The sequence below is a fragment of the Bradyrhizobium zhanjiangense genome, from assembly GCF_004114935.1.
GTDB classification, from domain to species: Bacteria; Pseudomonadota; Alphaproteobacteria; order Rhizobiales; family Xanthobacteraceae; genus Bradyrhizobium; species Bradyrhizobium zhanjiangense.
The window spans coordinates 553,066-576,755 of sequence record NZ_CP022221.1 but is presented as its reverse complement, the minus strand read 5'-3'; the positions used below and the strand labels follow the sequence as shown (position 1 = coordinate 576,755).

The following is a 23,690-nucleotide window of genomic DNA, read 5'->3' as shown; positions in this document are numbered from 1 at the left end:
GTTGCAGCGAATGTGTTAGTTTCCCACATATCGAGTGGGTTCGGAGCCCCGATTGTGAGCCTAAATTTAGTCGGCTGGGATCGGTATCCGAGATAGAACTGACGAACCGGCGGCGTGGCGACCCTCATGCCGGACCGGACCAACCAACGGGAATTCGACCATGTCGGACCTAGACCGTAACTACGCTTCTCCTTTCGGCAGGGCCGCCGGGCGTGTTGACGCCGCGACGGTCGATGCCGGCCTGCGCGCCTATATGCTGCGCATCTACAATTACATGAGCATCGGCCTGGCCATCACGGGCCTTGCCGCGCTCGGCGTCTACATGGCCGCCGTGACGGACGTCCCGACGCCGGAAGCCGTCCGCGTCGGCAAGCTGTTCCTGACGCCATTCGGCTACGCGATGTTCGTGAGCCCCCTGAAGTGGCTGTTCATGCTGGCGCCGCTCGCGATGGTGTTCGTGATCTCGGCGGGCATCAACCGTCTGGCACCCTCGACGGCCCAGATCCTGTTCTGGGTGTTCTCGGCGCTGATGGGCATCTCGCTGTCGTCGATCTTCCTGGTGTTCACGCACACCTCGATCGTGCGGGTATTCTTCATCACCGCGGCGACCTTCGGTGCGCTCAGCCTCTACGGCTACACCACCAAGCGTGACATGACCGGAATGGGCTCGTTCCTGTTCATGGGCCTGATCGGCATCATCATCGCCAGCCTGGTGAACCTGTTCCTGGCCAGCTCGATGCTGCAGTTCATCGTGTCGGTGGTCGGCGTGCTGGTGTTCGCGGGCCTCACCGCCTGGGATACCCAGCGGCTGAAGAACGACTACATCTACGGCTACGCCTCGGCCGGCGGTGACATCGCAGAGCGTGCGGCCATCACCGGCGCGCTGTCGCTGTACCTGAACTTCATCAACCTGTTCACGCTGCTGCTGCAGCTCCTCGGCCAGCGCGACTAACGCCAGGACGAGGGAACGAGATGAACCCCGGCCGAAAGGCCGGGGTTTTTGTTTGGGCCGGGCTGTACCCACAGGCACCGTCATTGCGAGGAGCTCTTGCGACGAAGCAATCCAGAGTGCCTCCACGGATGCATTTCTGGATTGCTTCGCTACGCTCGCAATGACGCCGGAGAAGCAGCGCAGCCTCTTCCAGCGGCCGCGGGAAGCCTCTATCCTTCCCGCCATGTCCGCACCTGAAATCAGGCCCACCACGGAGGCCGACCTTCCCGCCATCACCGCCATCTATCAGCAGGCCGTCCGCGAGGGCACCGCGACGTTCGAGCTGGAGCCGCCCGACCTTGCCGAGATGACGCGCCGCTATCGCGCACTGATCGACGGCGGCTATCCCTATTTCGTCGCCATCCTCGATCGTCGCGTGGCCGGCTATGCCTATGCCGGGGCCTACCGGCCGCGGCCGGCCTATCGCTTCACGGTCGAGAATTCGATCTATCTCGACCCCTCCTTCCACCGCCGCGGTGTCGGCTCGCTGCTGCTGGAGCGGCTGATCACCGAATGCGAGGCGCGTGGCTTCCGCCAGATGATCGCCGTGATCGGCGATTCCGCCAATGCCGGCTCGATCGGCGTTCACACCAAGAGCGGCTTCAAGATGATCGGCACGCATCCCAATGTCGGGCTGAAATTCGGCCGCTGGCTGGATACGGTGATGATGCAGCGGGATCTCGGCGAGGGCGCGAGCACGGTGCCGGGGAAGTAGGGGCTCCCGTCATTCCGGGGCGCGCGCAGCGCGAACCCGGAATCCATTGAACGACACGGACGGTGGATGAATGGATTCCGGGCTCGCGACTTCGTCGCGCCCCGGAATGACGACCGAAGGTCTTCACACCACCGCCAGCTTCCGATCGATCACCAGCAGCACGCGCTCGAGCTCGTGGCCGCGGCGCAGGATCAGGCCGGTCGCCGAGATCACGCTGTACATGCCCTGCTTGCGCGCAAGCCGCGGGTCCTTCTCGATCCGATAGATCGGCACTTCCGAGGCGCGGCGATAGACCGAGAACACGGCGCGGTCCTTCAGGAAGTCGATGGCGTAGTCGCGCCACTCGCCGTCGGCGACCATGCGGCCGTAGAGATTGAGAATCCGGTGCAGTTCGAGGCGGTTGAAGGTCACCCGATTCGGCTGCGTCGTCGCAGCGGCGGGGCGCGCCGCCGCGCGCTGCTCGCTCGGCTCGGCATCCTCCGACATCAGATTCATGGGAAGCGCCTCCTCATCGCACGGCATGACCCGCGTCCGCGACAACCGGAACCTCTGGCATCATGACAGTTGCATGATTGCGCCAACCGGTCCCTACCGCAAGGGGCCTTCCCGTTCGACTCATCGAATCGGGACACACGCAATGGTGGAACTTTATCGCGGCAAACCGTCACGGGATCGTTAGCAGGAATCATAGTGTCGCCGCTTTTCCGCCTAGCGACTGCCGCCCTGCACTGCGAAAAGGCTCACGTGCGTTGGCCCGGTCCTTCGGTTCCGGATTCCTCAGCCCCCAGCCCCCCGGGGTCGACAGGATCGGGTCTGTACGCGCGACAAGGAGGGCCAACGCAAGTTGGTCCTTTTTTGTTTGTGTCGGGTGTTTCCGGCTCGCCGAGCCTTCGCTCTCCTCATGCACCGGCTCCCTCCCCTCCTGAGGGCCGCGCTCGCGCGGCGTCTCGAAGGATAAGGCCGAACTGCATCCGCCGGGCCTGCTTGGTTCGTGACGCGCGCAAGGGCGCGCTCCTCACCATGAGGAGTTAGAGCGAGCGCGACGCCGGTGAGTCAGTGAAATCAGTGCAGCGACGTGTAGGCCGCGCCCAGCATCGCACCCGGCTTCTCTCGGTTGCCATCCTGAACATAAACCACCGCGCCGTCGACGCCGTCGCGCGTGAGGTTCTCGATCGGCACCGTCCAGCTTTCCGGACGGCCGGTCCAATCGCCGACCTTGAGCAGGTTGCGCACCACGTTGTGGTAGGTGATCTGCTGTCCGCGATTTTCGCCGCGGGTGATCGTGATCGGCACCGACTTGGCGATCGAGCAGATCCAGACCTCGCCGTGCGAGACCGTGGGCTCGTTGCTCGCGGCGACGGAGACGCTGATCTGCTTGCCCGCAAGCGACATCGTCACCGGCACGCTCATCACGCCCATGCCCTTGTCGGTCTTGCCGATCGCATTCTCGATGCCGGTGCGATCGCTGCCGATGACATGGGTCGAGCCATTGACGACGACCTGCGGCGTGTAGACCTCGCGGTCGCCGCGCATGCGCGAGTAAGCACGCTGCCGCGCAGAGAAGCGCGAATCGGCCAGCGTGTCCTTCCAGCCGAGATAGTCCCAATAGTCGATCGGCATGCTCAGCGCGATGACCGAGGGATCTTTGGAGAGATCGCCGATGATCTTGTCGGCGGGCGGGCAGGACGAGCAGCCCTGCGAGGTAAACAATTCGACAACGGCGCGGGGATCAGCCTCGGCAGGGCGGATGACGGCGACGATCGCACAGATGCCGAGAGCACCCGACCAGAGGGCACTGGACCAACGTGAAATCGGATGAGAAGCCGTCATTGTTGTCATGTCGAACGCCGCACACCATTGCTCGTGAGAGGGAATCTTATCGCCTGATGGTCACCGTAATCTTACGGGGCGCAGCACATTCATCCGTCCAAGAGGAGGTTTTCCACCGGCCGGGCCCATCCGAAACGTGCCGCAAAACGCGCGAAGGCGGCCTTTTGATAGGCCGCCTTCGTTCTGGCTTCTACTCACTTCGCAGTGAGCCATCGTTCACAAATCCGCGCTTACGCCGCGAGCTTGCGCAGGACGTAATGGAGGATGCCGCCATTGCGGTAGTAATCGAGCTCGTCCAGCGTATCGATGCGGCAAAGCAGCGAAACGCGCTGCAACGAACCGTCGCCGGAGACGATCTCCGCGGTCAGCTTCTGGCGCGGCTTGAGGTCGCCGACGAGGCCGCGCAACGTGACCTTCTCGTCACCCTTCAGACCCAGCGACTGCCAGGAAGTGCCGTCCTCGAAGGTCAGCGGCAGCACGCCCATGCCGACCAGGTTCGAACGGTGGATGCGCTCGAAGCTCTGGCAGATCACGGCGCGAACGCCGAGCAGGCGCGTGCCCTTCGCGGCCCAGTCGCGCGAGGAGCCGTTGCCGTATTCAGCGCCGGCGAACACCACCAGCGGCACCTTCTCTTCCTGGTACTTCATCGCGGCGTCGTAGATCGACATCTGCTCGCCGTCGGGCCAGTGCTTGGTCAGACCGCCCTCGGGAATGTTGCCGTCGGCGCCCTTCAGCATGAAGTTCTTGATGCGGATGTTGGCGAAGGTGCCACGCATCATCACTTCGTGGTTGCCGCGGCGCGTGCCGTACTGATTGAAGTCCGCGGGGCGCACCTGGTGCTCGCTGAGATATTTGCCAGCGGGCGAGGTGAGCTTGATCGAGCCGGCCGGTGAGATGTGGTCGGTGGTGATCTTGTCGCCGAACATGGCGAGGATGCGCGCCTCGACGATGTCGGTGACCGGCTCCGGCTCCTTCTTCATGCCGTCGAAATAGGGCGGGTTCTGCACATAGGTCGAAGACATGTTCCAGCGATAGGTCTCGCTCTCGACCGTCTTGATCTTGCGCCAGTTGGTGTCGCCCTTGAACACGTCGGCATACTTCTTCTTGAAGATCGACGCGGTCACGAACTTCTTCATGAAGGCGTTGATCTCCTTCGTCGTCGGCCAGATGTCCTTCAGGTACACCGGCTTGCCGTCCTTGCCCTCGCCGAGCGGCTCCGTGGCGAGATTCTTGGTCACGCTGCCCGCGAGCGCGTGCGCGACGACCAGCGGCGGCGAGGCCAGATAGTTCGCCTGCACGTCCGGCGAGACGCGGCCTTCGAAGTTGCGGTTACCTGAGAGCACGGCGGCCGCGACGATGCCGTTGTCGTTGATCGACTTCGAGATCTCTTCCGGCAGCGGACCGGAATTGCCGATGCAGGTGGTGCAGCCGAAGCCGACCAGGTTGAAGCCGACCTTGTCGAGATCTTTCTGCAGACCGGAATCGGCGAGATAGCCCGCGACCACTTGGCTACCCGGGGCAAGCGAGGTCTTCACCCACGGTTTGGCCCTGAGGCCCTTCGCAGCCGCGTTGCGCGCAAGCAGGCCGGCGCCGATCAGCACGCTCGGATTCGAGGTGTTGGTGCAGGAGGTGATCGCCGCGATCACGACGTCGCCGTGACCGATCTCGAAGTCCTTGCCTTCGACGGCAAAGCGCTTCTCCGGCTCCTCGGCCTTCTTGTACTCGCTGCTGAGCGCGAGCGAGAAGCCCTCGGCCACCGACGGGAGCGCGATACGGCCTTCGGGACGCTTCGGACCGGCCATCGAGGGAACGACGTCGGCGAGGTCGAGCGTCAGCGTTTCCGTGAACACCGGATCGGCCGACTTGGCGGTGCGGAACAGGCCCTGCGCCTTGGCATAGGCCTGAACCAGCGCAACGCGCGCCGAGGCGCGACCGGAGGTCTTGAGGTAGTCGAGCGCGGCGGCGTCGACCGGGAAGAAGCCGCAGGTCGCGCCATATTCGGGCGCCATGTTGGCGATGGTCGCCTTGTCGGCGACGGAGAGATGGTCGAGGCCGGGGCCGAAGAACTCGACGAACTTGCCGACGACGCCAAGCTTGCGCAGCATCTGCGTCACGGTCAGCACGAGGTCGGTCGCGGTGACGCCTTCCTTCATCGCGCCCTTCAGCTTAAAGCCGACCACGTTCGGCAACAGCATCGACAGCGGCTGGCCGAGCATGCAGGCTTCCGCCTCGATGCCGCCGACACCCCAGCCGAGCACGGCGAGACCATTGACCATGGTGGTGTGGGAATCGGTACCGACCAGCGAGTCGGGATAAGCGACCTCGAAGGTGCCGGTCTTCTTGCCGACCGTCATCTTCTCCTTCTTGGTCCAGACCGTCTGGGCCAGATATTCGAGATTGACCTGGTGGCAGATGCCAGTGCCGGGCGGCACGACGGAGAAGTTCGAGAACGCCTTCTGGCCCCACTTCAGGAACTCGTAGCGCTCCTGGTTCTGCTTGTATTCCTCGGTGACGTTCTTGCCGAAGGCCTTGTTGTCGCCGAAGAAGTTCACGATCACGGAGTGGTCGATGACGAGGTCGACCGGGACCAGCGGATTGATCTTCTCAGCATCGCCGCCGAGCTTCTGCATCGCGTTGCGCATCGCGGCGAGGTCGACCACTGCGGGCACGCCGGTGAAGTCCTGCATCAAGACGCGCGCCGGGCGGAACGCGATCTCATGCTCCAGCGACTTCTTGCGCAGCCACTTCGACACCGCGACGATGTCTTCCTTCTTGACCGAGCGGCCGTCCTCGTTGCGCAGCAGGTTCTCGAGCAGGACCTTCATCGAATAGGGAAGTTTCGAAATTCCCTTCAGACCATTCTTCTCGGCCGTGGGCAGGCTGTAATAGACATAGGTCTTGGCGCCGACCTTGAGGGTCTTTTTGCATTTGAAGCTGTCGAGCGAGGTCATGTAGGAATCCCAATTGTTAGTTATACCCGGCAGGGTATTTTAACACCGTCAGCGTATCAGGCTTGGCCGCTTGCAGGGGCAGGTTGAGTTGCTGCATCAAGTAGTTCCGGGCTTATAGAAGCTTTCTAACCGCGCCGCCACAGCCACAATCGTGCCGCGCCAATCCGCGAGCCAAAAATTCCCATGCGCTACCCCAAGTTTTCCTGAGGCCTGGCTTTGAGCGGGTTGAAACGAGGCGAGATGCGGCTTTCAGGTCACGGACTCAGATGCGTGCGCGGTGGCCGCGAGGTGTTCGCCGGCCTCGATTTCGCGGCCGCCTCCGGCGAAGCCCTGGCGGTGATGGGTCGCAACGGATCGGGCAAAACCTCGCTGCTGCGGCTGATCGCCGGCCTGCTCATTCCGGCCGGCGGGACGATCGCGCTGGATGGGGGCGACGGCGAGCTGACGCTGCCGGAGCAATGCCACTATCTCGGCCATCGCGATGCCCTGAAGCCGGCGCTGAGCGTGGCAGAAAATCTGGCGTTTTGGGCTGAATTTCTAGGCGGCGAGCGCTGCGATGCCGCCGAGAGCCTCACCAAAGTCGGCCTCGACCACGCCACCCACCTGCCCGCCGCCTTCCTCTCCGCCGGCCAGCGCCGCCGGTTGTCACTGGCGCGGCTATTGACCGTGCGCCGCCCGGTCTGGCTGCTGGACGAGCCGACCACGGCGCTGGACGTGGCCGGCCAGGACATGTTTGCCGGATTGATGCGACAGCACTTGGCAAGCGGCGGCCTGATCATCGCAGCGACCCACGCGCCATTGGGGATCGATTCGCGGGAGCTCAGGATCGGGGGAATGGCGTGAGGCGGCTTCACCCTCAGTTTTTCGAGCGGCAAAGCTTCGCTCTTTCACCCGGGACGCAGCCGTCGCCGGGAGCTCCCACGCCTCTCCCGCTTGCGGGAGAGGCCGGCGCGGAGCGCCGGGTGAGGGTTCTCTCCTCAGGGGGAATCTTCGTTGTCGAGACACCCTCTCCTCAGCCCTCCCCCGCAAGCGGGGGAGGGAGCGCACCGCCTTTGGGGCACGAGGGGAGCCCTCCATGACCGCCTTGTCGGCCCTCATCCGCCGGGACATCCGGATCGCGCTCCGCGTCGGCGGCGGGGCGCTGATCGGCGTGCTGTTCTTCCTGACCGTGGTGGTGCTGATGCCGTTCGCGGTGGGGCCGGATCTGGCGCTGCTGTCGCGGCTCGGCCCGGCCATTCTCTGGCTCGGTGCGCTGCTGGCAAGCCTGCTCACGCTGGACCGGCTGTTCATGGCCGACCACGAGGACGGCTCGCTCGACCTGATCACGATGAGCCGGACGCCGCTGGAACTCGCCTGTGCCGCCAAGGCGCTGGCGCATTGGCTGGCGGCCGGCCTGCCGCTGATTGTCGCAACCCCCGTGCTCGGCCTCTTGCTCAACCTCGACATGGTCGCAACCGGCGCGGTGGCGCTGACGTTGCTGGCAGGAACCCCGGCGCTCACCTTCACCGGCATGATCGGCGCGGCACTGGCGGTGACCCTGCATCGCGGCGGACTGCTGATGGCCGTGCTGGTGCTGCCGCTGTCGATTCCGGTGCTGATTTTCGGGGTTGCGGCCTCGCAGGCCGTGATCGTCGGTCCCATGATGTTCGGTGCACCGTTCTCGATCCTCTGCGCGCTGTCGCTGGTCAGCCTCGTGATCGGCCCGTTCGCGGCGGCGGCGAGCCTGCGGCATGGACTCGACTGAGATGGGCTCGACTGAGATGGGCCTGCCTGACCTTGACCCGCATCAACCTTCGCGACGTGCTTTCGTGCTGATTGCCTGAGCGCTCCCGGATGATTATCAGAATACCATGACGCTGATCGACCTCGCCAATCCCACGCGGTTCCTCGCGCTGACAGCGCGCCTGCTGCCGTGGCTCGCGGCTGCGACCGTCATCCTGCTCACCATCGGTCTGTACCAGTCAGCGCTTGCGCCCGACGACTATCAGCAGGGCGCGACGGTGAAGATCATGTTCATCCACGTGCCCAATGCCTGGCTCTCGATGTTCGTGTGGGGCGTGATGAGCATCGCCTCATTGGGCACGCTGGTGTGGCGGCATCCGCTCGCCGACGTCGCCGCGAAAGCGGCTGCTCCCATCGGCGCTGCCTTCACTTTCCTCGCGTTGCTCACGGGCTCGCTGTGGGGCCGGCCGATGTGGGGCACTTACTGGGAGTGGGACGCGCGGCTGACTTCGGTGCTGATCCTGTTCCTGATGTATCTCGGCCTGATGGCGCTGTGGCGCGCGGTCGACGATCCCTCGCGCGCGGCACGCGCCGCGGCGGTGCTGACGCTGGTCGGCGCCATCAATCTGCCCATCATCAAGTTCTCCGTCGACTGGTGGAACACGCTGCACCAGCCGGCATCGGTGATGCGCATGGGCGGCTCGACGCTCGACAAGTCGTTCCTGATCCCGCTGCTGGTGATGGCGATCGCCTTCACGCTGCTGTTCGTCACGCTGCACTTGGCCGCGATGCGCAACGAGATCCTGCGCCGCCGTGTCCGTTCCCTGCAAATGATGCAGGCGAGCCGCGTCGCGTTTTCGAGCGAAGTGGGCGCCGGTTCGCGTGAAGAAAACGCGTCAAAAGAAGCTGGAGCTGCGTGATGATGGCGCTCGGCCCTTACGCGTCGTTCATCGTGACGTCCTATGTCGCAGCGGCCCTCGTGGTCGTGATCCTGATCGGCTGGGTCGTGCTCGACTATCGCAACCAGATGCAGCGCCTGCGCGAGCTCGATCGCAGCGGCGTGACCCGCCGCTCGGGCCGCAGCGCGACGGATCGATCATGAGCAATCAATCGAGCCCGGCGACGCCGCAGCGCCGCACCTTCCTGATGGCGCTGCCGCTGATCGCCTTCCTCGGCCTTGCGCTGTTGTTCTGGTTTCGACTCGGCAGCGGCGATCCCTCGCGGATTCCGTCCGCACTGATCGGGCGGCCTGCGCCGCAAACGCTGCTGCCGCCGCTCGAGGGATTGCAGGCTGACAATGCGCCGGTGCCGGGGCTGGATCCTGCCGCGTTCAAGGGCAAGGTCAGCCTCGTCAACGTCTGGGCGTCCTGGTGCGTGCCGTGCCATGACGAGGCGCCGCTCCTGACCGAGCTCGCCAAGGACAAGCGCTTCCAGCTCGTCGGCATCAACTACAAGGACGCGGCCGACAATGCTCGGCGCTTCCTCGGACGCTACGGCAATCCATTCGGCCGCGTCGGCGTCGACGCCAACGGCCGCGCCTCGATCGAATGGGGCGTCTATGGCGTGCCCGAGACCTTCGTCGTCGGGCGCGAGGGCACCATCGTCTATAAGCTGGTCGGACCGGTCACGCCGCAAAACCTCAAGACGGTGCTGATGCCGGAGTTGGAGAAGGCGCTGAAGGCGGGATCTTAGCCAAGCCCATCATTGCGAATCAAAGACCCGGCGCCCCACATACAGCTGTCATGCCCCGGCTTGACCGGGGCATCCAGTACGCCGCGGCTTATCGATTCAGCCACAGACGGCTCGGAGTACTGGATCGCCCGGTCAAGCCGGGCGATGACACCGAATGTGTGGCGAGCGCTCACCCCTTGCTCACATCTCCCGCCTCGGCCTCGCTCGCCTCCAGCGACACCGGCTCGAGGTGATAGCGCTTGATCAGCGGCATCTGGATCATGCCGAAGATGGCGGTCAGCGGAAGGACGCCGAAGACCTTGAAGTTCACCCAGAAGTCCGTGCTCTGGGTGCGCCAGATGATCTCGTTCAGCACCGCGATGCCGGCAAAGTACAGCGCCCAGCGCAGCGTGAGGATGCGCCAGCCGTGCGGCGTCAGATTGAACACCTGGTCGAACATCACGGCGATGAAGGAGCGGCCGAACAGCAGGCCGCCGCCGAGGATCGCGGCGAACAGGCCGTAGATGATGGTCGGCTTGACCTTGATGAAGGTCTCATCGTGTAGCACCAGCGTCAGCGTGCCGAATACCAGCACGATGACGCCCGTCACGATCGCCATGATCGGAATGTGCCGCGTCACCACATAGGAGGCGGCCATCGCCGCCACGATCGCCACCATGAAGGCGCCGGTCGCGGCGAACAAATTGAACTTCGCATTGACGAAGAAGAACACGAGCAGTGGACCGAGCTCGGTCGCGAGCTTGAACAGCGGATGCGGCTGGGTCTTGTCCATTCTCAACTTTCGATTCCGGCGATGGCGCGGGCGAAATCGCGCGCGGTGAAGGGCGCGAGATCGTCGACGCCTTCGCCGACGCCGATGAAATGCACCGGCAGTTTGAATTTCTCCGCCAGCGCCACCAGGATGCCGCCGCGCGCGGTGCCGTCGAGCTTGGTCATCACGAGGCCGGTGACCCCGGCGGTGCGATGAAAGGCCTCGACCTGCGACAGCGCGTTCTGGCCGACGGTGGCATCGAGCACCAGCAGCACCGCATGCGGCGCGGTGGCGTCCACCTTGCGAATGACGCGCACGACCTTCTCGAGCTCGTTCATCAGCTCGGCCTTGTTCTGAAGCCGGCCGGCGGTGTCGATCAGGAGCACGTCGATGCTCTGCTCCTTCGCTGCCGTCAGTGCGTTGAAGGCGAGGCTTGCCGAATCCGAGCCTTGCGCGCCGGCGATGACCGGCGTCTTGGTGCGCTCGCCCCAGACCTTGAGCTGCTCGATCGCCGCTGCGCGAAACGTGTCGCCCGCGGCCAGCATCACCTTGCGGCCTTCGGACGCGAACTTTTGCGAGAGTTTGCCGATGGTGGTGGTCTTGCCGGAGCCGTTGACGCCGACCACGAGGATGACGAACGGCTTTTTCGCTGCATCGATCTCGAGCGGTTTCGCGACCGGTACGAGCACCTTCTCGACTTCGGTCGCGACGACGTCCTTGACCTCGTCCGCCGAGATCGCCTTGTCGTAGCGCCCCGCGCCGACGGCGTCCGCGATCCGTACCGCGACTTGCGTGCCGAGATCGGCGCGCAGGAGCACGTCCTCGATGTCGTCGAGCATGGCGCGGTCGAGCTTGCGCTTGGTGACGAGGTCGGCGACCGCAGTCCCGAGCGAGGACGACGTGCGCTTCAGCCCGTTGGACAGGCGGCGCCACCAGCTCAGCTTGGGGGTCTCGGAGGTATCGTTCATGGCGGGGGTGTGTTAGCCGTTCCGACGATTAAACGAAAGTCTTGCAATTGCTCGATGTTCCCGAATTGACCGCCGATGAAATCTTAGGCCGCGTGCTCCATCGCGACGGCTTGATGCTGGTCATCGACAAGCCGGCCGGCCTGCCGGTGCATCGCGGCCCCAAGGGCGGGGCGAACCTCGAAGCCTCCTTCGACGCGCTCCGCTTCGGCCTGCCGCGGCCGCCGGTGCTGGCCCACCGGCTCGACAAGGATACCTCCGGTTGCCTCGTGCTTGGTCGCCACCGCAAGGCGACAGCCTCGCTTGGCCTGCTGTTCAAGCACGGCAAGATCGGCAAGACCTACTGGACCGTGGTCGAGGGCGGTCCTGCCGAAGACGAAGGCAGCATCGACATGCCGCTCGGCCGGCTCAACGCCGAGCGCGGCTGGTGGCAGAAGCCGGATCCGGAAGGGCAGAAGGCGATCACCAATTGGAAGGTCATGGGCCGCGGCGCGGGCCTCGCCTGGCTCGCCATGGAACCGGTGACCGGACGGACCCATCAATTGCGCGTGCATTCGGCCGCGACCGGCTGGCCGATCATCGGCGATAACATTTACGGCACCGGCCCGCGCTTCGGCGAGCCGCGCCTGCACCTGCATTCCCGCGAGATCGTGGTGCCGATCTCCCGGAACAAGGAGCCGATCCGCGTCGTGGCGCCGGCTCCGCCCCACATGCACGAGCGCCTCCGCGCCTGCGGATGGAACGGGGACTGAACCTCTCCCGCTTGCGGGAGAGGTCGGCGCGTAGCGCCGGGTGAGGGTTCTCTCCTCTTGGGGAGTCCCTCTGTGGAGATACCCTCTCCCCAGCCCTCCCCCGCAAGCGGGGGAGGGAGCGCACTTACGCTGCGGCGGCATCTCGCTAAAGCTAGTCGCCCTCAGGCCATGGTTTACGAAACGTTCAGCGCTCGGCTTTAATGATAGCGGTTGCTTAGAACAAGCTTTTCGTAACCGCTCAGGACGAGCAGCGCGTGATGTCCAAGGCCGAGCTATCGATCGTCGACGAGGTCGAATCCGCGATACGGATGGGCTCGCCGGAGAAAGGACTGGAGACGGCCCGGCGCGTCACCGACCTGTTCCTGGCTTCTGCCGGCAGTTTTGACGACGAGCAGATCGCGCTGTTCGACGACGTGCTCGAGCGCCTGATCGGCACCATCGAGCTGCGCGCCATCGCCGATATCGGCGCCCGCGTTGCGCTCGCCGAGATCAGCGCGCAGCTTGCGCCGATCGCGCAGGCGCCGCCGTCCGTGATCCGCCGCCTCGCGAACAATGACGAGATCCGTATCGCCGGACCCGTGCTCCAGGAATCCGCCCGCCTCGATGATGGCGCGCTGATGAAGATCGCTTCCAGCAAGGGCGAGCCGCATCTGCTCGCGGTCGCCGGCCGCTGGTGGCTGAAGGAGATCGTCACCGACGCGCTGCTGGCGCGGCGCTATCCCAGTGTCAGCCGACGGCTCGCGGCCAATCCCGGCGCGCGTGTCTCCGGCAGCGGATTTGCCATCATCGTCGGACAGGCCGAAAGCGATCCGGAGCTCGCCATCAGCGTCGGCGTCCGCGTCGATTTGCCGTCGGAGCTGCGCCGCCAATTGCTGCGTTCGGCGAGCGACGCCGTGCGCACCCGCCTGTTGTCGCGCGCGCCACCGCATCTGTTCGAGGAAATCCAAAGCGCGATTGCCGCCGTCACCGTCGGCGTCGAGCGCGAGATGTCTGGCGTTCGCGATTTCGAAGGCGCCAAGCGGGCCATCGCAAATCTGAAAGCGCACGGCCGGCTCAACGAAGCGACGCTGCTTGGCTTCGCCACACAGCGGCGCTACGAGGAGACCGTGGCGGCGCTTGCAGCGCTGTCCGAATCAACCGTCGAGGTGATTCGCCCGCTGATGCAGAGCCTGCGCGACGACGGGCTGCTGGTGCCGTGCAAGGCCGCGCAACTCGGCTGGGACACCACCGCCGCCGTGCTCGAAAGCCGTTACGCGACGGGCGCGATGAAGCCGGCAGATCTCGCGCGGGCGCAGGGCCATTTTGCGAGAATGACGCCGGAGAACGCGCGGCGCACGCTGCGGTTCTGGCAGGTGCGGGCGTTGTAGACTCTTCCCCTCTCCCCTTGCGGGAGAGGGTGCCTCGCGAAGCGAGGCGGGTGAGGGGTCTCTCTCCGCGCATGACTCTCTCAATGCGAGTGCGCTGAAGCAACCCCTCATCCGGCGCTTCGCGCCACCTTCTCCCGCAAGGGGAGAAGGAAGAAGGCAGCGGACTATATGGTCAGCCGCTCGCCATCACTGCCGACAATCCTCAGCGACACCACACTTCCCACCCGTTCGCCCGCAATCGCCACCGGCAGATAGTGTTCCGTGCGTCCCTGCCCTTCGCTCTCGATCAGCACCTCGCGCGTCGCGCCGATCTCGGCTTGCAGCCGCTGCCGCAACGCCGCCTCGCCAACTGCACGCAGCCGCCGCGCGCGCTCCTTGATCGCGCTGCCCGCAACCTGCGGCATCCGCGCGGCCGGCGTGCCGGGGCGTGGCGAGTAGGGGAAGACGTGCAGGAAGGTGAGGTCGCATTCCTCGACGAGATCGAGCGAGCGCGAGAACATCTCCTCGGTCTCGGTCGGGAAGCCCGCGATGATGTCGGCGCCGAAAATGACGTCCGGGCGCAGGCGACGCACCTGGTCGCAGAACGCGATCGCATCCTGTCGCGAATGCCGCCGCTTCATGCGCTTCAAAATCATGTCGTCACCGGATTGCAGCGACAGGTGCAGATGCGGCATCAGCCGCGCATCGTCGGCGATGGCATCCAGCAGATCGTCATCTGCCTCGATCGAATCGATCGAGGAGATGCGCAGGCGCTTCAATTCCGGCACGTGCCGCAGGATCTGCCTGGTCAGCATGCCGAGCTTGGGCGCGCCCGGCAGGTCAGCGCCGTAGCTGGTGAGGTCGACGCCGGTCAGCACGATCTCGGCATGGCCGCGCCGGGCCAGCGCCCGCACCTGTTCGACCACCGCGCCCATCGGCACCGAGCGCGAGTTGCCGCGGCCGAACGGGATGATGCAGAAGGTGCAGCGATGGTCGCAGCCGTTCTGCACCTGCACGAAGACGCGCGGCAGGCCGGTTGCAAAGCCGTCAACGAGATGCGGCGCCATCGCCTTCACCGCCATGATGTCGCTGACGGCGACCTTCTCGCTGGCGCCGACGTCGAATGCATCACGCGCATCGCGCCATGCGGATGAGCGCAGCTTGTCGTCATTGCCGACGACGCGATCGACCTCGGCCATAGCGGCGAACATCGCAGTTTGCGTCTGTGCCGCGCAACCGGTGACGACGATGCGGGCCCCGGGCCGCTCGCGTTTCAATTTGCGGATCGATTGGCGCGCCTGCGCCACCGCCTCGTTGGTGACGGCGCAGCTGTTGATGACGATGGTGTCGGAGAGGCCTGCGCTCTCCGCCTCGCGGCGGATCACCTCGGCCTCGAAGGCGTTGAGGCGACAGCCGAAGGTGACGATGTCGACGGCCATCAGCCGACCGGCGCGAACAGCGCCGGATCGAAATTGCCTTCATATTCGAAGGTCGCGGTGCCCGTCATCAACACATGGTCGTCGCGCTCGCGCCATTCGATGCCGAGCTTGCCGCCGGGCAGCGTGATCTCGACATTGCGATTGGCTCGCTTCAATCGCGCCGCAGCGACGGCCGTGGCGCAGGCCGCCGAACCGCAGGCCTTGGTCAGGCCGGCGCCACGCTCCCAGGTGCGGATCGTGATGTGCTCGCGATCGACGATATGGGCGAGCGTGATATTGGCGCGCTCGGGGAAGATCGGATGGTTTTCCAGCAGCGGACCAAAACGCTCGAGATCATAGGCGTTGACGTCCTCGACCCAGAAGATCGCGTGCGGATTGCCCATGCTCACCACGGAGGGCGAATGCAGGATCGGATTGTCGATCGGCCCGATCTGCAACTCGATGTAGCGGGTGTCGCGGAACTCTTCCGCCAGCGGGATGTCCTGCCAGCCGAACTTCGGCGCGCCCATGTCGACGGTGTAGAGGTCGGGCGCGGGGCCCTGCCAGCAATTGAGCAAGCCGGCTGCCGTCTCGAATGTCGCGGTGGTCTGTCCGCTCTTCTCGAAGATGCGGCGCACCACGCAGCGCATGCCGTTGCCACAGGCGCCGGCCTCGGAGCCGTCATTGTTGTAGATGCGGATGAAGGCTTCGGTGCCGGCCAGCCGCGGCTTCTGCAGCACCATGAGCTGGTCGTAAGCCACGCCGCCGTTGGCGGAGGCCACCGCCCGCGCGTCGTCCGGCGTCACGCGGCTTGCGGAATCGCGCATGTCGACAACGACGATCTCGTTGCCGATGCCGTTCATCTTGGCAAATGCGTGGTTGGCCAGCGCGCTCATGAAAATTCCCGAATTTCGCCCGTCTTATATGGCGATCCTTGCCGGCTTGGCCAGCGGTTTACTGCGAAGCGCCGAGCAGGTCGGCCATGACGCATCTGTCATGGGACGAATTCGGCGCTCGCGTGTTAGAACTGCGCCGTTCGCGCGACCGGGAGGCGCGGCCGGGTGCAGGACGGATTTAGGCCTTGGGACACAAGGTCTTGGGGAGAATAAAATGATCAGGTTTCGTCGTCTCGCTTTGGCCGCGCTGATCCCGGCAGCGGCCTTGTCGCTTGGCCTGTCCGGAGTTCTGGCGCAAACACCGAGCCCGGCGCCCGCCGCATCGGCAAGCCCCTCGCCGGCGCCATCGGCTTCACCATCCCCTGCCGCGAGTGCTTCGCCTGCGCCAGTGGCAACGCCCGCGCCGGCGGCCAGCGCCTCACCCGCTGCGACGCCCTCGCCCGCAGCCAGCGCCTCACCCAGCCCGACGGCGCCCCCGCCCGCGGCAGCCGCCACGCCCGCCCCGGTGCAGACCGCCGATCCCTTTGGCCTCGAGACCATGCTCGAGCCCAAGAAGGTCGTGATGGTCAAGGGCACTGCCAATTGGGATTCGGCCTTCGACACGCTGATCGACGCCTTCAAGGCGCTGAACGCGCTGCTGGACAAGCAGGGCATCAAGCCGTCAGGCAATTCGATGATCGTCTATACCTCCACCGACGACACCGGCTTCACCTTCCTCGCCGAGATCCCGGTCGAGCAGGATCCGAAGAACCTGCCCAAGGATATGAGCATCGGCAAATCGCCGGAGGGCAAGGCGCTGAAATTCGTCCATCGCGGCTCCTACGACAACATGGACAACACCTATGAGGCGATCACCAATCACCTCGACGACAAGAGGCTGGAAGCCAAGGACACCTTCATCGAGGAGTACCTCACCGATCCGCTGAAGACGGCCGAGGACAAGCTCGTGATCAACGTTTTCGTGCCGCTGAAGTAAGAATGATGAAAAAGCCTGCCCTCCTTTTGACGTCCCTTGCCGCCGTCTTCGCCACCACGCTGGCGGACCCCGCACGCGCCGACGATTTTCCGTCCGTCATTTCGGTGAGCGGCGAAGCTAGGATTTCCGTGGCCCCCGATCTCGCGCAGATCGATGCCGGCGTCGCCAACGACGCCAAGTCGGCGAAGGAAGCTTCCGACGCCAACAACGCGGCGATGGGCAAGGTGCTGCTGGCGCTGAAGGGCGCCGGCATCGCCGAGAAGGATTATCAGACCTCGCGCCTGTCGCTGCAGCCGCAATACGGCCAGAACAAATCCACCGGCGCCTCGCCCGTGGTCGGCTTCCGCGCCTCCAATCGCGTCACCGTAAAAATTCGCGACGTGACCAAGGTCGCCGGCATCATCGACACGCTGGTTAGCGCCGGTGCCAACGACATCGGAAATATCTCGTTCGAGGTGACGCAGGCCTCAAAACTACTCGATGATGCGCGCGAGCAGGCGGTCGCCGATGCCCGCCGCAAGGCGGAGATCTACGCCAAGGCTGCTGGCGTGACGCTGGGCGCGCCGCTCAGCGTCACCGAGGGCGGCGGCCCGGTGCCGCTGTTCAAGGGCCGCATGGCAGCGGCTCCGATGGCCGCACCCGCCGCCGTTGCACCGGGCGAGGAGACGCTGTCGGTGACGGTGAATGTGAGCTGGGCGATCAAGCCGGGGCAGTAAGCGCCGCAAGAGGCAGGCTGCCAACACAATCTCAGCCGTCGTCCTGGCGAAAGCCAGGACCCATTACCCCAGGGCGTAGTTGCAGCGCGAGCTGGCAACAACGCGTCTTCGTCAAACCACTCTCTGTGGTAATGGGTCCTGGATCAGCGCTCGCTCCGCTCGCTTGTCCAGGACGACGAGTTTTATGCTTGGACAGAGTTAAATCTCCACCACCTGCCCGGGCATCATCGCCACGAACCGCTGTTGCGGGATCTTCGCGGCATCCAGCGCTTCGACCAGCGCCTTCGCCGGCGCATCGATCGCCTCATCCGTCAGCTGGAACGTGCCGTGATGATGCCCGAGCGCGTCCTGCGCGCCACAATCCGCGAGCGCTTTCACGGCATCTTCCGGATTCATGTGCTGGTCGCGCATGAACCAGCGCGGCTCATAGGCACCGATGGGGAGGATCGCGAGCCGCAGTGGCCCATGCTTCTCCGCGACGCGTCGAAAATGCCTGCCATCGCCATAGCCGGAATCGCAGACGACGTAGATCTTGCCGGCCGGCGTCTCCAGCACGAAGCTCGCCCATAGGGCTTTGTTGCGATCGAACACGCCGCGCGCGGTCCAGTGCCGGGTCGGGACCAGATGCACGGCGATGCCGCCACCGAGCTCGACGCGGTCGTGCCAGTCGAACCCTTCCACCTTGATCGTGGGATCGGAGCTGCGCATCGTGACGTCGTTGCCGAGCGGGGTGACGACGCGCGGGGCAAAATTCTTGGCGAGCCGCGACAGCGTCGCAATGTCCAGATGATCGTAGTGCCCGTGCGAGACCAGCACGACATCGATCTTCGGCAAATGATCGAAAGAAATGCCGGGATCGTTGTGCCGCTTCGGCCCGGCCCAGGCGACCGGCGAGGCCCGCATCGACCAGACGGGATCGACCAGGATGTTGAGACCGCCGGCCTGGATCAGCCAGCTGGCGTGGCCGACGAAAGAGAGCCGCACCTTGTCGCCGTCGACACGCGCCGGCGGGGTGTCGGCGTGTGGACTGGGGACCCAATCCGGCCATTTCGCGCGTTGCCGCTTGCCGCCGAATTGCCAGCGCAGCACCTCTCGAAGCGATTTCGGCGGTGCACCGTCGGGATCGAAGAAGTGCAGGCCGTTGAAATGGTCGGAGGCGGAACCGTCATAGGTTTTCATGCGGGACATCCAAAGGGACGGAACACCGACCAGCGCGCCAGCACCGGCAAGCAGTCCGAACAGGCGACGGCGAGTGATCGGCACGGCCGGCTTTTAGGGATGGTAGCGGAGAAAGGTCATCGCCTTCTATATGGGCGAAGCCCTGGGAAAAGGAACCGGCAGCCGAAAGGGCTCTATTTTCAGGATCTTGCCCTGGCAGGACCGTTCCGACACCCTAACTTTCCTTGACTTTTGGGCGTGAGCGGCGTTTACCCCCGCCACTTTCTCGGAAAGGCTTTCTTTTCGACCCGCCGACTGGCCCTGGAGGCCGGAGGTCAACGCCCGACAGCGCTGTGCGCCCTCGGGCGCAAAGGTGTTTGGACTTTCTTCTCCCTTGCCCCGCTCTTGCGGGGAGAGGGTCGGGGTGAGGGGCTCTCTCCGCGTGTGATGCGCGTAGATGGTCCCGTACCCCCTCACCCGCCGCGCAAGTGCGCGGCGACCTCTCCCCGCAGGCGGGGAGAGGTAAAAAAGGACAACGGCATTGTTCGACAATTTGTCGGAACGGCTTGGCGGAATTCTCGATCGTCTGACGGGGCGCGGTGCGCTGACCGAAAAGGACGTCGACGCCGCGATGCGCGAGGTGCGTCGCGCGCTGCTGGAGGCCGACGTCGCCTTGGAGGTTGTGCGCAGCTTCACCGAGCGCGTGCGCGAGCAGGCGATCGGCGCCACCGTCGTCAAGTCGGTCACCCCCGGCCAGATGGTGGTCAAGATCGTCCATGACGAGCTGATCAACACGCTCGGTGCCGAAGGCCAGACCATCGACGTCAATTCCGTGCCGCCGGTGCCGATCATGATGGTCGGCCTGCAAGGCTCGGGTAAGACCACCACCACCGCAAAGCTCGCCCGCCGCCTGGTCCAGCGCGACAAGCGCAAGGTGCTGATGGCCTCGCTCGACGTCTACCGCCCGGCGGCGATGGAGCAGCTGGCCGTGCTCGGCCGCGATCTCGACATTCCGACCCTGCCGATCGTGACGGGCCAGCAGCCGCCGCAAATCGCCAAGCGCGCGCTGGAGGCCGGCAAGCTCGGCGGCTACGACATCGTGCTGCTCGATACCGCCGGCCGCACCACACTCGACGAAGAGATGATGGCGGAGGCAGCCGCGATCAAAGCCGCGGCGAATCCGCATGAAGTGCTGCTGGTCGCAGACAGCCTCACCGGCCAGGACGCCGTAAATCTCGCGCGCTCGTTCGATCAGCGCGTCGGCCTCACCGGCATCGTGCTGACCCGCGTCGACGGCGACGGCCGCGGCGGCGCCGCGCTGTCGATGCGCGCGGTCACCGGCAAGCCGATCAAGCTGATCGGCACCGGTGAAAAGACCGATGCGCTGGAAGATTTCCATCCTGATCGTATCGCCGGCCGCATCCTCGGCATGGGCGACGTGGTCTCGCTGGTCGAACGCGCCGCCGCCAACATCGACGCCGAGAAGGCCGCGCGCACCGCCGAGCGCATGCGCAAGGGTCAGTTCGACCTCAACGACATGCGCGAGCAGCTGCTGCAGATGTCGAACATGGGCGGCATCAGCGGGCTGATGGGCATGATGCCCGGCATCTCCAAGATGAAGAACCAGATCGCGGCCGCTGGGATCGACGACAAGATCCTGAAGCGCCAGGTCGCGATCATCGATTCCATGACGCGCGACGAGCGTCGTCATCCCGACTTGCTGAAAGCAAGCCGCAAGAAGCGCATCGCCGCGGGTTCTGGCCAGAGTGTCGAGCACGTCAACAAGCTCTTGAAGATGCACCGGAACATGGCCGACGTGATGAAGGCCATGGGCTCGGGCAAGCGCGGCCCGCTCGCCGGCATCGCACAGGCGATGGGCTTTGGCGGCGGCATGAAGATGCCGTCTCCCGAAGAGATGAGGGCTCTTCAGGAAAAGATGCAGAGCGGCGGCGGACAGGGCCTGCCCAATCTGCCGAAGGATCTCCCTGCGGGTTTGCGCCAGGGCCTACCGAACCTTCCTGGTCTGACCGGACTGAGCGGCAAGCCGACGCTGCCGGGCCTCGGCGGTTTCCCGGGCAAGAAGAAATGAGGAATTCGTCGCGGGGGATCGCAAGCATCCCGCGCAACGCGGAATATCAATCAACCGAACAAACCGTACTTTGAAGGAGAACTGAATGTCCGTCGTCATCCGCCTCGCCCGCGCAGGCACCAAGAAGCGTCCCGTCTACCACGTCGTCGTCGCCGATTCGCGCTTTCCGCGCGATGGCCGCTTCATCGAGCGTCTCGGCTATTTCAACCCGCTGCTGCCGAAGGACAACGAGGCGCGCCTCAAGCTCGACATGGAGAAGGTGAAGGCCTGGGTCGCCAAGGGCGCGCAGCCGTCGGACCGCGTGGCGCGTTTCCTCGACGCCGCCGGCGTCAAGAAGCGCGAAGCGCGCAACAACCCGCACAAGGCCGTGCCGCGCAAGGAGCGCAAGGCGCAGGCCGAAGCCGCCGCGAAGGCGTAAGGCCGGATCATGTCGGCGCTGGTCTGCGTCGCGCGGATCGGCGCCGCGCATGGGGTGCGCGGTGCGGTCAAATTGTGGACCTTCACCGAGGATCCCTTTGCCATCAGACGCTACGGTCCGCTGCTGTCCAAGGACGGCAAGCGCCAGTTCGAAGTGGCGCAGGCGCGCGAGGCCAAAGATCATCTGGTCGCAATGTTCAAGGGCGTCACGACCCGCGATGAGGCCGAGCGCCTCAACGGCATCGAGCTCTACGTTCCGCGCGAAAAGCTGCCGGCGACCGACGAGGGCGAATATTACCACACCGACCTGATCGGGCTCGCCGCCGTCACCACTGACGGCGAGCCGCTCGGCCGCGTCGTCGCGATCCAGAATTTCGGCGCCGGCGACATCATCGAAATCGCCCCGCCCAAAGGCCCGACGCTGCTGCTGCCGTTCTCCAACGCGGTGGTGCCGGAGGTCGATATCGCCGGCGGCCGTGTCGTGATCGCGCTGCCGCAGGAGATCGAGGGCGAGGACGAAGGCGAAGTCCCTCCTCCGGGTCGTCCCGGCGTAGTGCGCAAAGCGCACGGGAGCCGGGACCCATAACCACGAGACGTGGTTTTTGGCTAAGCTGGTAGCTCCGATCATCGCAAAACGAAGCGCGGTGGCTATGGGTCCCGGATCTGCGCTCCGCTTCGCTGCGCTTGTCCGGGACGACAAGAACTGAGAAGCAATGACCAACTCCTCACCCTGGCGCGCGACGGTGCTGACGCTGTTTCCGGAGATGTTTCCGGGGCCGCTCGGCGTGAGCCTGGCCGGCCGGGCGCTGGCCGCCGGGCTGTGGCAACTCGAGGCGCGGGACATCCGGGCCTCCGCCACCGACCGGCATCGGAGCGTGGACGACACCCCGGCCGGCGGCGGGCCGGGCATGGTGCTGCGGGCAGATGTCCTGGCCGCGGCCATCGATGCTGCTGAAATCAGCCCGGAGCGGCCGCGCTTGCTGATGAGCCCGCGCGGTCGGCCATTGACCCAGGCCCGGGTTGTGGAGCTGGCCAGGGGCCCCGGCCCCTTGATCGTTTGCGGGCGGTTCGAGGGCGTGGACCAGCGGGTGATCGACGGGCGAGGCCTAGAGGAGGTCTCGATCGGCGATTACGTGCTGTCCGGGGGCGAAATCGCAGCCATGGCCCTGATCGACTCCTGCGTCCGGCTGCTGCCGGGGGTGATGGGCAAGGAGGCCTCTGGAACCGAGGAAAGCTTTTCGGACGGCCTGCTCGAATACCCCCAATACACCCGCCCGCAGCTTTTCGAGGGGGCTCCGATCCCTGATATCCTGACCTCCGGCGACCACGCCAAGGTCGCCAGCTGGCGGCGGGCTGCATCCGAGGCCCTGACGGCGGCCCGGCGGCCGGATTTATGGGCCCAGATCCCGAGCAAGGCCCCGAATCGGGCCGGCCGCCAAAAAACGCCAAAAAACAAGACAGACGGGTGACAAACGCTTCGGCTTGCCTTATAGGAGCGGCCACATCCGCAATGGCTGGATAGACGAATTTCGCGCAGCCCCCGTTTCGAAGGCTGGGCGCGCCGATGGAGATTTACCCATGAACCTGATCAAGCAGCTCGAGCAGGAGCAATTCGACAAGCTGTCCGCCAGCAAGGACATCCCGGAATTCGCCCCCGGCGACACCGTGATCGTCAACGTGAAGGTCGTCGAAGGCGACCGCACCCGCGTGCAGGCCTATGAGGGCGTCTGCATCGGCCGTTCCGGCGGTGGCCTCAACGAGAGCTTCACCGTGCGCAAGATCTCCTATGGCGAGGGCGTCGAGCGCGTGTTCCCGCTGCTCTCCCCGATGATCGACTCGATCAAGGTGGTGCGCCGCGGCAAGGTGCGTCGCGCCAAGCTCTATTACCTCCGCAACCTTCGCGGCAAGTCGGCCCGCATCGTCGAGAAGCAGGACCGCCAGGCTGCCGTCGGCGAGTAAGCTCCGCCACCAGGCAAGTTCTAGAAAGCGCGGGGCTCGGCTCCGCGCTTTTTTGTTTTGCCCGGCTGTCTGTACTCGTTCTCGTCATTGCGAGCCACCGGGTCCGCGCAAAGCGCGGCCCGATGACAGGCTCCGCGAAGCAATCCAGAATCTTTCCGCGGAGGACTCTGGATTGCTTCGTCGCAAGAGCTCCTCGCAATGACGAATTCGAAGCTCTCGCGCTTTTACCTCTGCATGCTATATAGCTTCTAGAATGTTTCCAGATCTGATCAGCGTCGCCCCCGTCAAGCGCATCGTCATCGACGATCGCTCGCGGCTGCCTGGCCGGTTCTTCGGACGCTTCGCG

24 protein-coding genes are annotated in these 23,690 nt (G+C 65.0%); 16 read left to right on the top strand and 8 right to left on the bottom strand.

Annotation, left to right across the window (positions count from 1 at the left end; all coding sequences use genetic code 11):
• Positions 1 to 160: 160 nt before the first annotated feature.
• Both XH85_RS02825 and XH85_RS02820 read left to right on the top strand, forming a co-directional pair.
• Positions 161 to 952, top strand: coding sequence for a Bax inhibitor-1/YccA family protein (locus tag XH85_RS02825; RefSeq protein WP_128930648.1), 792 nt, complete (start codon positions 161 to 163; stop codon positions 950 to 952).
• 223 nt (positions 953 to 1,175) lie between these two features.
• On the top strand, positions 1,176 to 1,706 hold the full coding sequence (locus XH85_RS02820; RefSeq protein ID WP_128930647.1) for a GNAT family N-acetyltransferase: 531 nt from the start codon (positions 1,176 to 1,178) through the stop codon (positions 1,704 to 1,706).
• Positions 1,707 to 1,829: 123 nt separating this feature from the next.
• On the opposite strand, the gene XH85_RS02815 is transcribed toward XH85_RS02820, so the two are convergent.
• From XH85_RS02815 to acnA, 3 genes are all read right to left on the bottom strand, one after another.
• Positions 1,830 to 2,201 carry a DUF2794 domain-containing protein gene (locus XH85_RS02815; RefSeq protein ID WP_128930646.1) on the bottom strand — a complete coding sequence of 124 codons (372 nt, stop codon included), beginning with the start codon at positions 2,199 to 2,201 and terminating at the stop codon, positions 1,830 to 1,832.
• 567 nt (positions 2,202 to 2,768) lie between these two features.
• Positions 2,769 to 3,545: a DUF1223 domain-containing protein gene (locus XH85_RS02810; protein WP_128930645.1), complete on the bottom strand. Its 777-nt coding sequence runs from the start codon at positions 3,543 to 3,545 to the stop codon at positions 2,769 to 2,771.
• 221 nt (positions 3,546 to 3,766) lie between these two features.
• Positions 3,767 to 6,487: an aconitate hydratase AcnA gene (gene acnA, locus XH85_RS02805; protein WP_128930644.1), complete on the bottom strand. Its 2,721-nt coding sequence runs from the start codon at positions 6,485 to 6,487 to the stop codon at positions 3,767 to 3,769.
• A 240-nt stretch (positions 6,488 to 6,727) separates the two neighbouring features.
• On the opposite strand from acnA, the gene ccmA reads away from it, so the two are divergent.
• The 5 genes from ccmA to XH85_RS02775 all read left to right on the top strand — a co-directional run bounded on the left by ccmA (position 6,728) and on the right by XH85_RS02775 (position 9,901).
• Positions 6,728 to 7,330, top strand: coding sequence for a heme ABC exporter ATP-binding protein CcmA (gene ccmA, locus XH85_RS02800; protein ID WP_128930643.1), 603 nt, complete (start codon positions 6,728 to 6,730; stop codon positions 7,328 to 7,330).
• Between the two features lie 232 nt (positions 7,331 to 7,562).
• Positions 7,563 to 8,231, top strand: a complete 669-nt coding sequence (gene ccmB / locus XH85_RS02790; RefSeq protein WP_128930642.1) for a heme exporter protein CcmB — start codon at positions 7,563 to 7,565, stop codon at positions 8,229 to 8,231.
• A gap of 106 nt (positions 8,232 to 8,337) precedes the next feature.
• Positions 8,338 to 9,129 (top strand): heme ABC transporter permease, encoded by a 792-nt coding sequence (locus tag XH85_RS02785; protein ID WP_128930641.1) that lies wholly within the window; start codon positions 8,338 to 8,340, stop codon positions 9,127 to 9,129.
• Entirely contained in the window at positions 9,126 to 9,311 is a 186-nt protein-coding gene (ccmD, locus tag XH85_RS02780; RefSeq protein ID WP_128930640.1) for a heme exporter protein CcmD, read from the top strand. The genes XH85_RS02785 and ccmD overlap by 4 nt, the downstream gene beginning before the upstream one ends.
• The gene (locus XH85_RS02775; RefSeq protein WP_128930639.1) at positions 9,308 to 9,901 is read left to right on the top strand and encodes a DsbE family thiol:disulfide interchange protein; all 594 of its coding nucleotides are present in this window, start codon (positions 9,308 to 9,310) and stop codon (positions 9,899 to 9,901) included. The genes ccmD and XH85_RS02775 overlap by 4 nt, the downstream gene beginning before the upstream one ends.
• Positions 9,902 to 10,070: 169 nt before the next feature.
• Here the strand turns inward: XH85_RS02775 and XH85_RS02770 are convergent, their stop codons facing one another.
• Together XH85_RS02770 and ftsY are read right to left on the bottom strand one after the other, a co-directional pair.
• The gene (locus XH85_RS02770; protein ID WP_128930638.1) at positions 10,071 to 10,673 is read right to left on the bottom strand and encodes a septation protein A; all 603 of its coding nucleotides are present in this window, start codon (positions 10,671 to 10,673) and stop codon (positions 10,071 to 10,073) included.
• A 2-nt stretch (positions 10,674 to 10,675) separates the two neighbouring features.
• On the bottom strand, positions 10,676 to 11,620 hold the full coding sequence (ftsY, locus tag XH85_RS02765) for a signal recognition particle-docking protein FtsY (RefSeq protein ID WP_128930637.1): 945 nt from the start codon (positions 11,618 to 11,620) through the stop codon (positions 10,676 to 10,678).
• A gap of 47 nt (positions 11,621 to 11,667) precedes the next feature.
• On the opposite strand from ftsY, the gene XH85_RS02760 reads away from it, so the two are divergent.
• Together XH85_RS02760 and XH85_RS02755 are read left to right on the top strand one after the other, a co-directional pair.
• Positions 11,668 to 12,369, top strand: a complete 702-nt coding sequence (locus XH85_RS02760; RefSeq protein ID WP_164940262.1) for an RluA family pseudouridine synthase — start codon at positions 11,668 to 11,670, stop codon at positions 12,367 to 12,369.
• A gap of 257 nt (positions 12,370 to 12,626) precedes the next feature.
• The gene (locus XH85_RS02755) at positions 12,627 to 13,736 is read left to right on the top strand and encodes a DUF2336 domain-containing protein (protein ID WP_128930636.1); all 1,110 of its coding nucleotides are present in this window, start codon (positions 12,627 to 12,629) and stop codon (positions 13,734 to 13,736) included.
• Positions 13,737 to 13,900: 164 nt separating this feature from the next.
• On the opposite strand, the gene mtaB is transcribed toward XH85_RS02755, so the two are convergent.
• Together mtaB and dapF are read right to left on the bottom strand one after the other, a co-directional pair.
• On the bottom strand, positions 13,901 to 15,154 hold the full coding sequence (mtaB, locus tag XH85_RS02750) for a tRNA (N(6)-L-threonylcarbamoyladenosine(37)-C(2))-methylthiotransferase MtaB (RefSeq protein ID WP_128930635.1): 1,254 nt from the start codon (positions 15,152 to 15,154) through the stop codon (positions 13,901 to 13,903).
• Positions 15,154 to 16,029: a diaminopimelate epimerase gene (gene dapF / locus XH85_RS02745; RefSeq protein ID WP_128930634.1), complete on the bottom strand. Its 876-nt coding sequence runs from the start codon at positions 16,027 to 16,029 to the stop codon at positions 15,154 to 15,156. The genes mtaB and dapF overlap by 1 nt, the downstream gene beginning before the upstream one ends.
• A 214-nt stretch (positions 16,030 to 16,243) precedes the next feature.
• Between dapF and XH85_RS02740 the strand changes: the two genes are divergently transcribed.
• Together XH85_RS02740 and XH85_RS02735 are read left to right on the top strand one after the other, a co-directional pair.
• Complete coding sequence (locus XH85_RS02740; RefSeq protein WP_128930633.1) at positions 16,244 to 17,005, top strand: GyrI-like domain-containing protein; 762 nt, start codon at positions 16,244 to 16,246, stop codon at positions 17,003 to 17,005.
• A 5-nt stretch (positions 17,006 to 17,010) separates the two neighbouring features.
• The gene (locus XH85_RS02735; protein WP_128937071.1) at positions 17,011 to 17,721 is read left to right on the top strand and encodes an SIMPL domain-containing protein; all 711 of its coding nucleotides are present in this window, start codon (positions 17,011 to 17,013) and stop codon (positions 17,719 to 17,721) included.
• Between the two features lie 198 nt (positions 17,722 to 17,919).
• On the opposite strand, the gene XH85_RS02730 is transcribed toward XH85_RS02735, so the two are convergent.
• Positions 17,920 to 18,984 (bottom strand): MBL fold metallo-hydrolase, encoded by a 1,065-nt coding sequence (locus XH85_RS02730; RefSeq protein ID WP_164940254.1) that lies wholly within the window; start codon positions 18,982 to 18,984, stop codon positions 17,920 to 17,922.
• Positions 18,985 to 19,420: 436 nt separating this feature from the next.
• On the opposite strand from XH85_RS02730, the gene ffh reads away from it, so the two are divergent.
• The 5 genes from ffh (at position 19,421) to rplS (ending at position 23,344) form a co-directional block, all read left to right on the top strand.
• The gene (gene ffh, locus XH85_RS02725; protein ID WP_128930632.1) at positions 19,421 to 20,968 is read left to right on the top strand and encodes a signal recognition particle protein; all 1,548 of its coding nucleotides are present in this window, start codon (positions 19,421 to 19,423) and stop codon (positions 20,966 to 20,968) included.
• Positions 20,969 to 21,053: 85 nt separating this feature from the next.
• On the top strand, positions 21,054 to 21,386 hold the full coding sequence (gene rpsP / locus XH85_RS02720) for a 30S ribosomal protein S16 (protein WP_128930631.1): 333 nt from the start codon (positions 21,054 to 21,056) through the stop codon (positions 21,384 to 21,386).
• Between the two features lie 9 nt (positions 21,387 to 21,395).
• Positions 21,396 to 21,971, top strand: a complete 576-nt coding sequence (gene rimM / locus XH85_RS02715; protein ID WP_128930630.1) for a ribosome maturation factor RimM — start codon at positions 21,396 to 21,398, stop codon at positions 21,969 to 21,971.
• Between the two features lie 127 nt (positions 21,972 to 22,098).
• Positions 22,099 to 22,854, top strand: a complete 756-nt coding sequence (trmD, locus tag XH85_RS02710) for a tRNA (guanosine(37)-N1)-methyltransferase TrmD (protein ID WP_128930629.1) — start codon at positions 22,099 to 22,101, stop codon at positions 22,852 to 22,854.
• A 109-nt stretch (positions 22,855 to 22,963) separates the two neighbouring features.
• On the top strand, positions 22,964 to 23,344 hold the full coding sequence (rplS, locus tag XH85_RS02705) for a 50S ribosomal protein L19 (RefSeq protein WP_091893038.1): 381 nt from the start codon (positions 22,964 to 22,966) through the stop codon (positions 23,342 to 23,344).
• Positions 23,345 to 23,690: the final 346 nt, after the last annotated feature.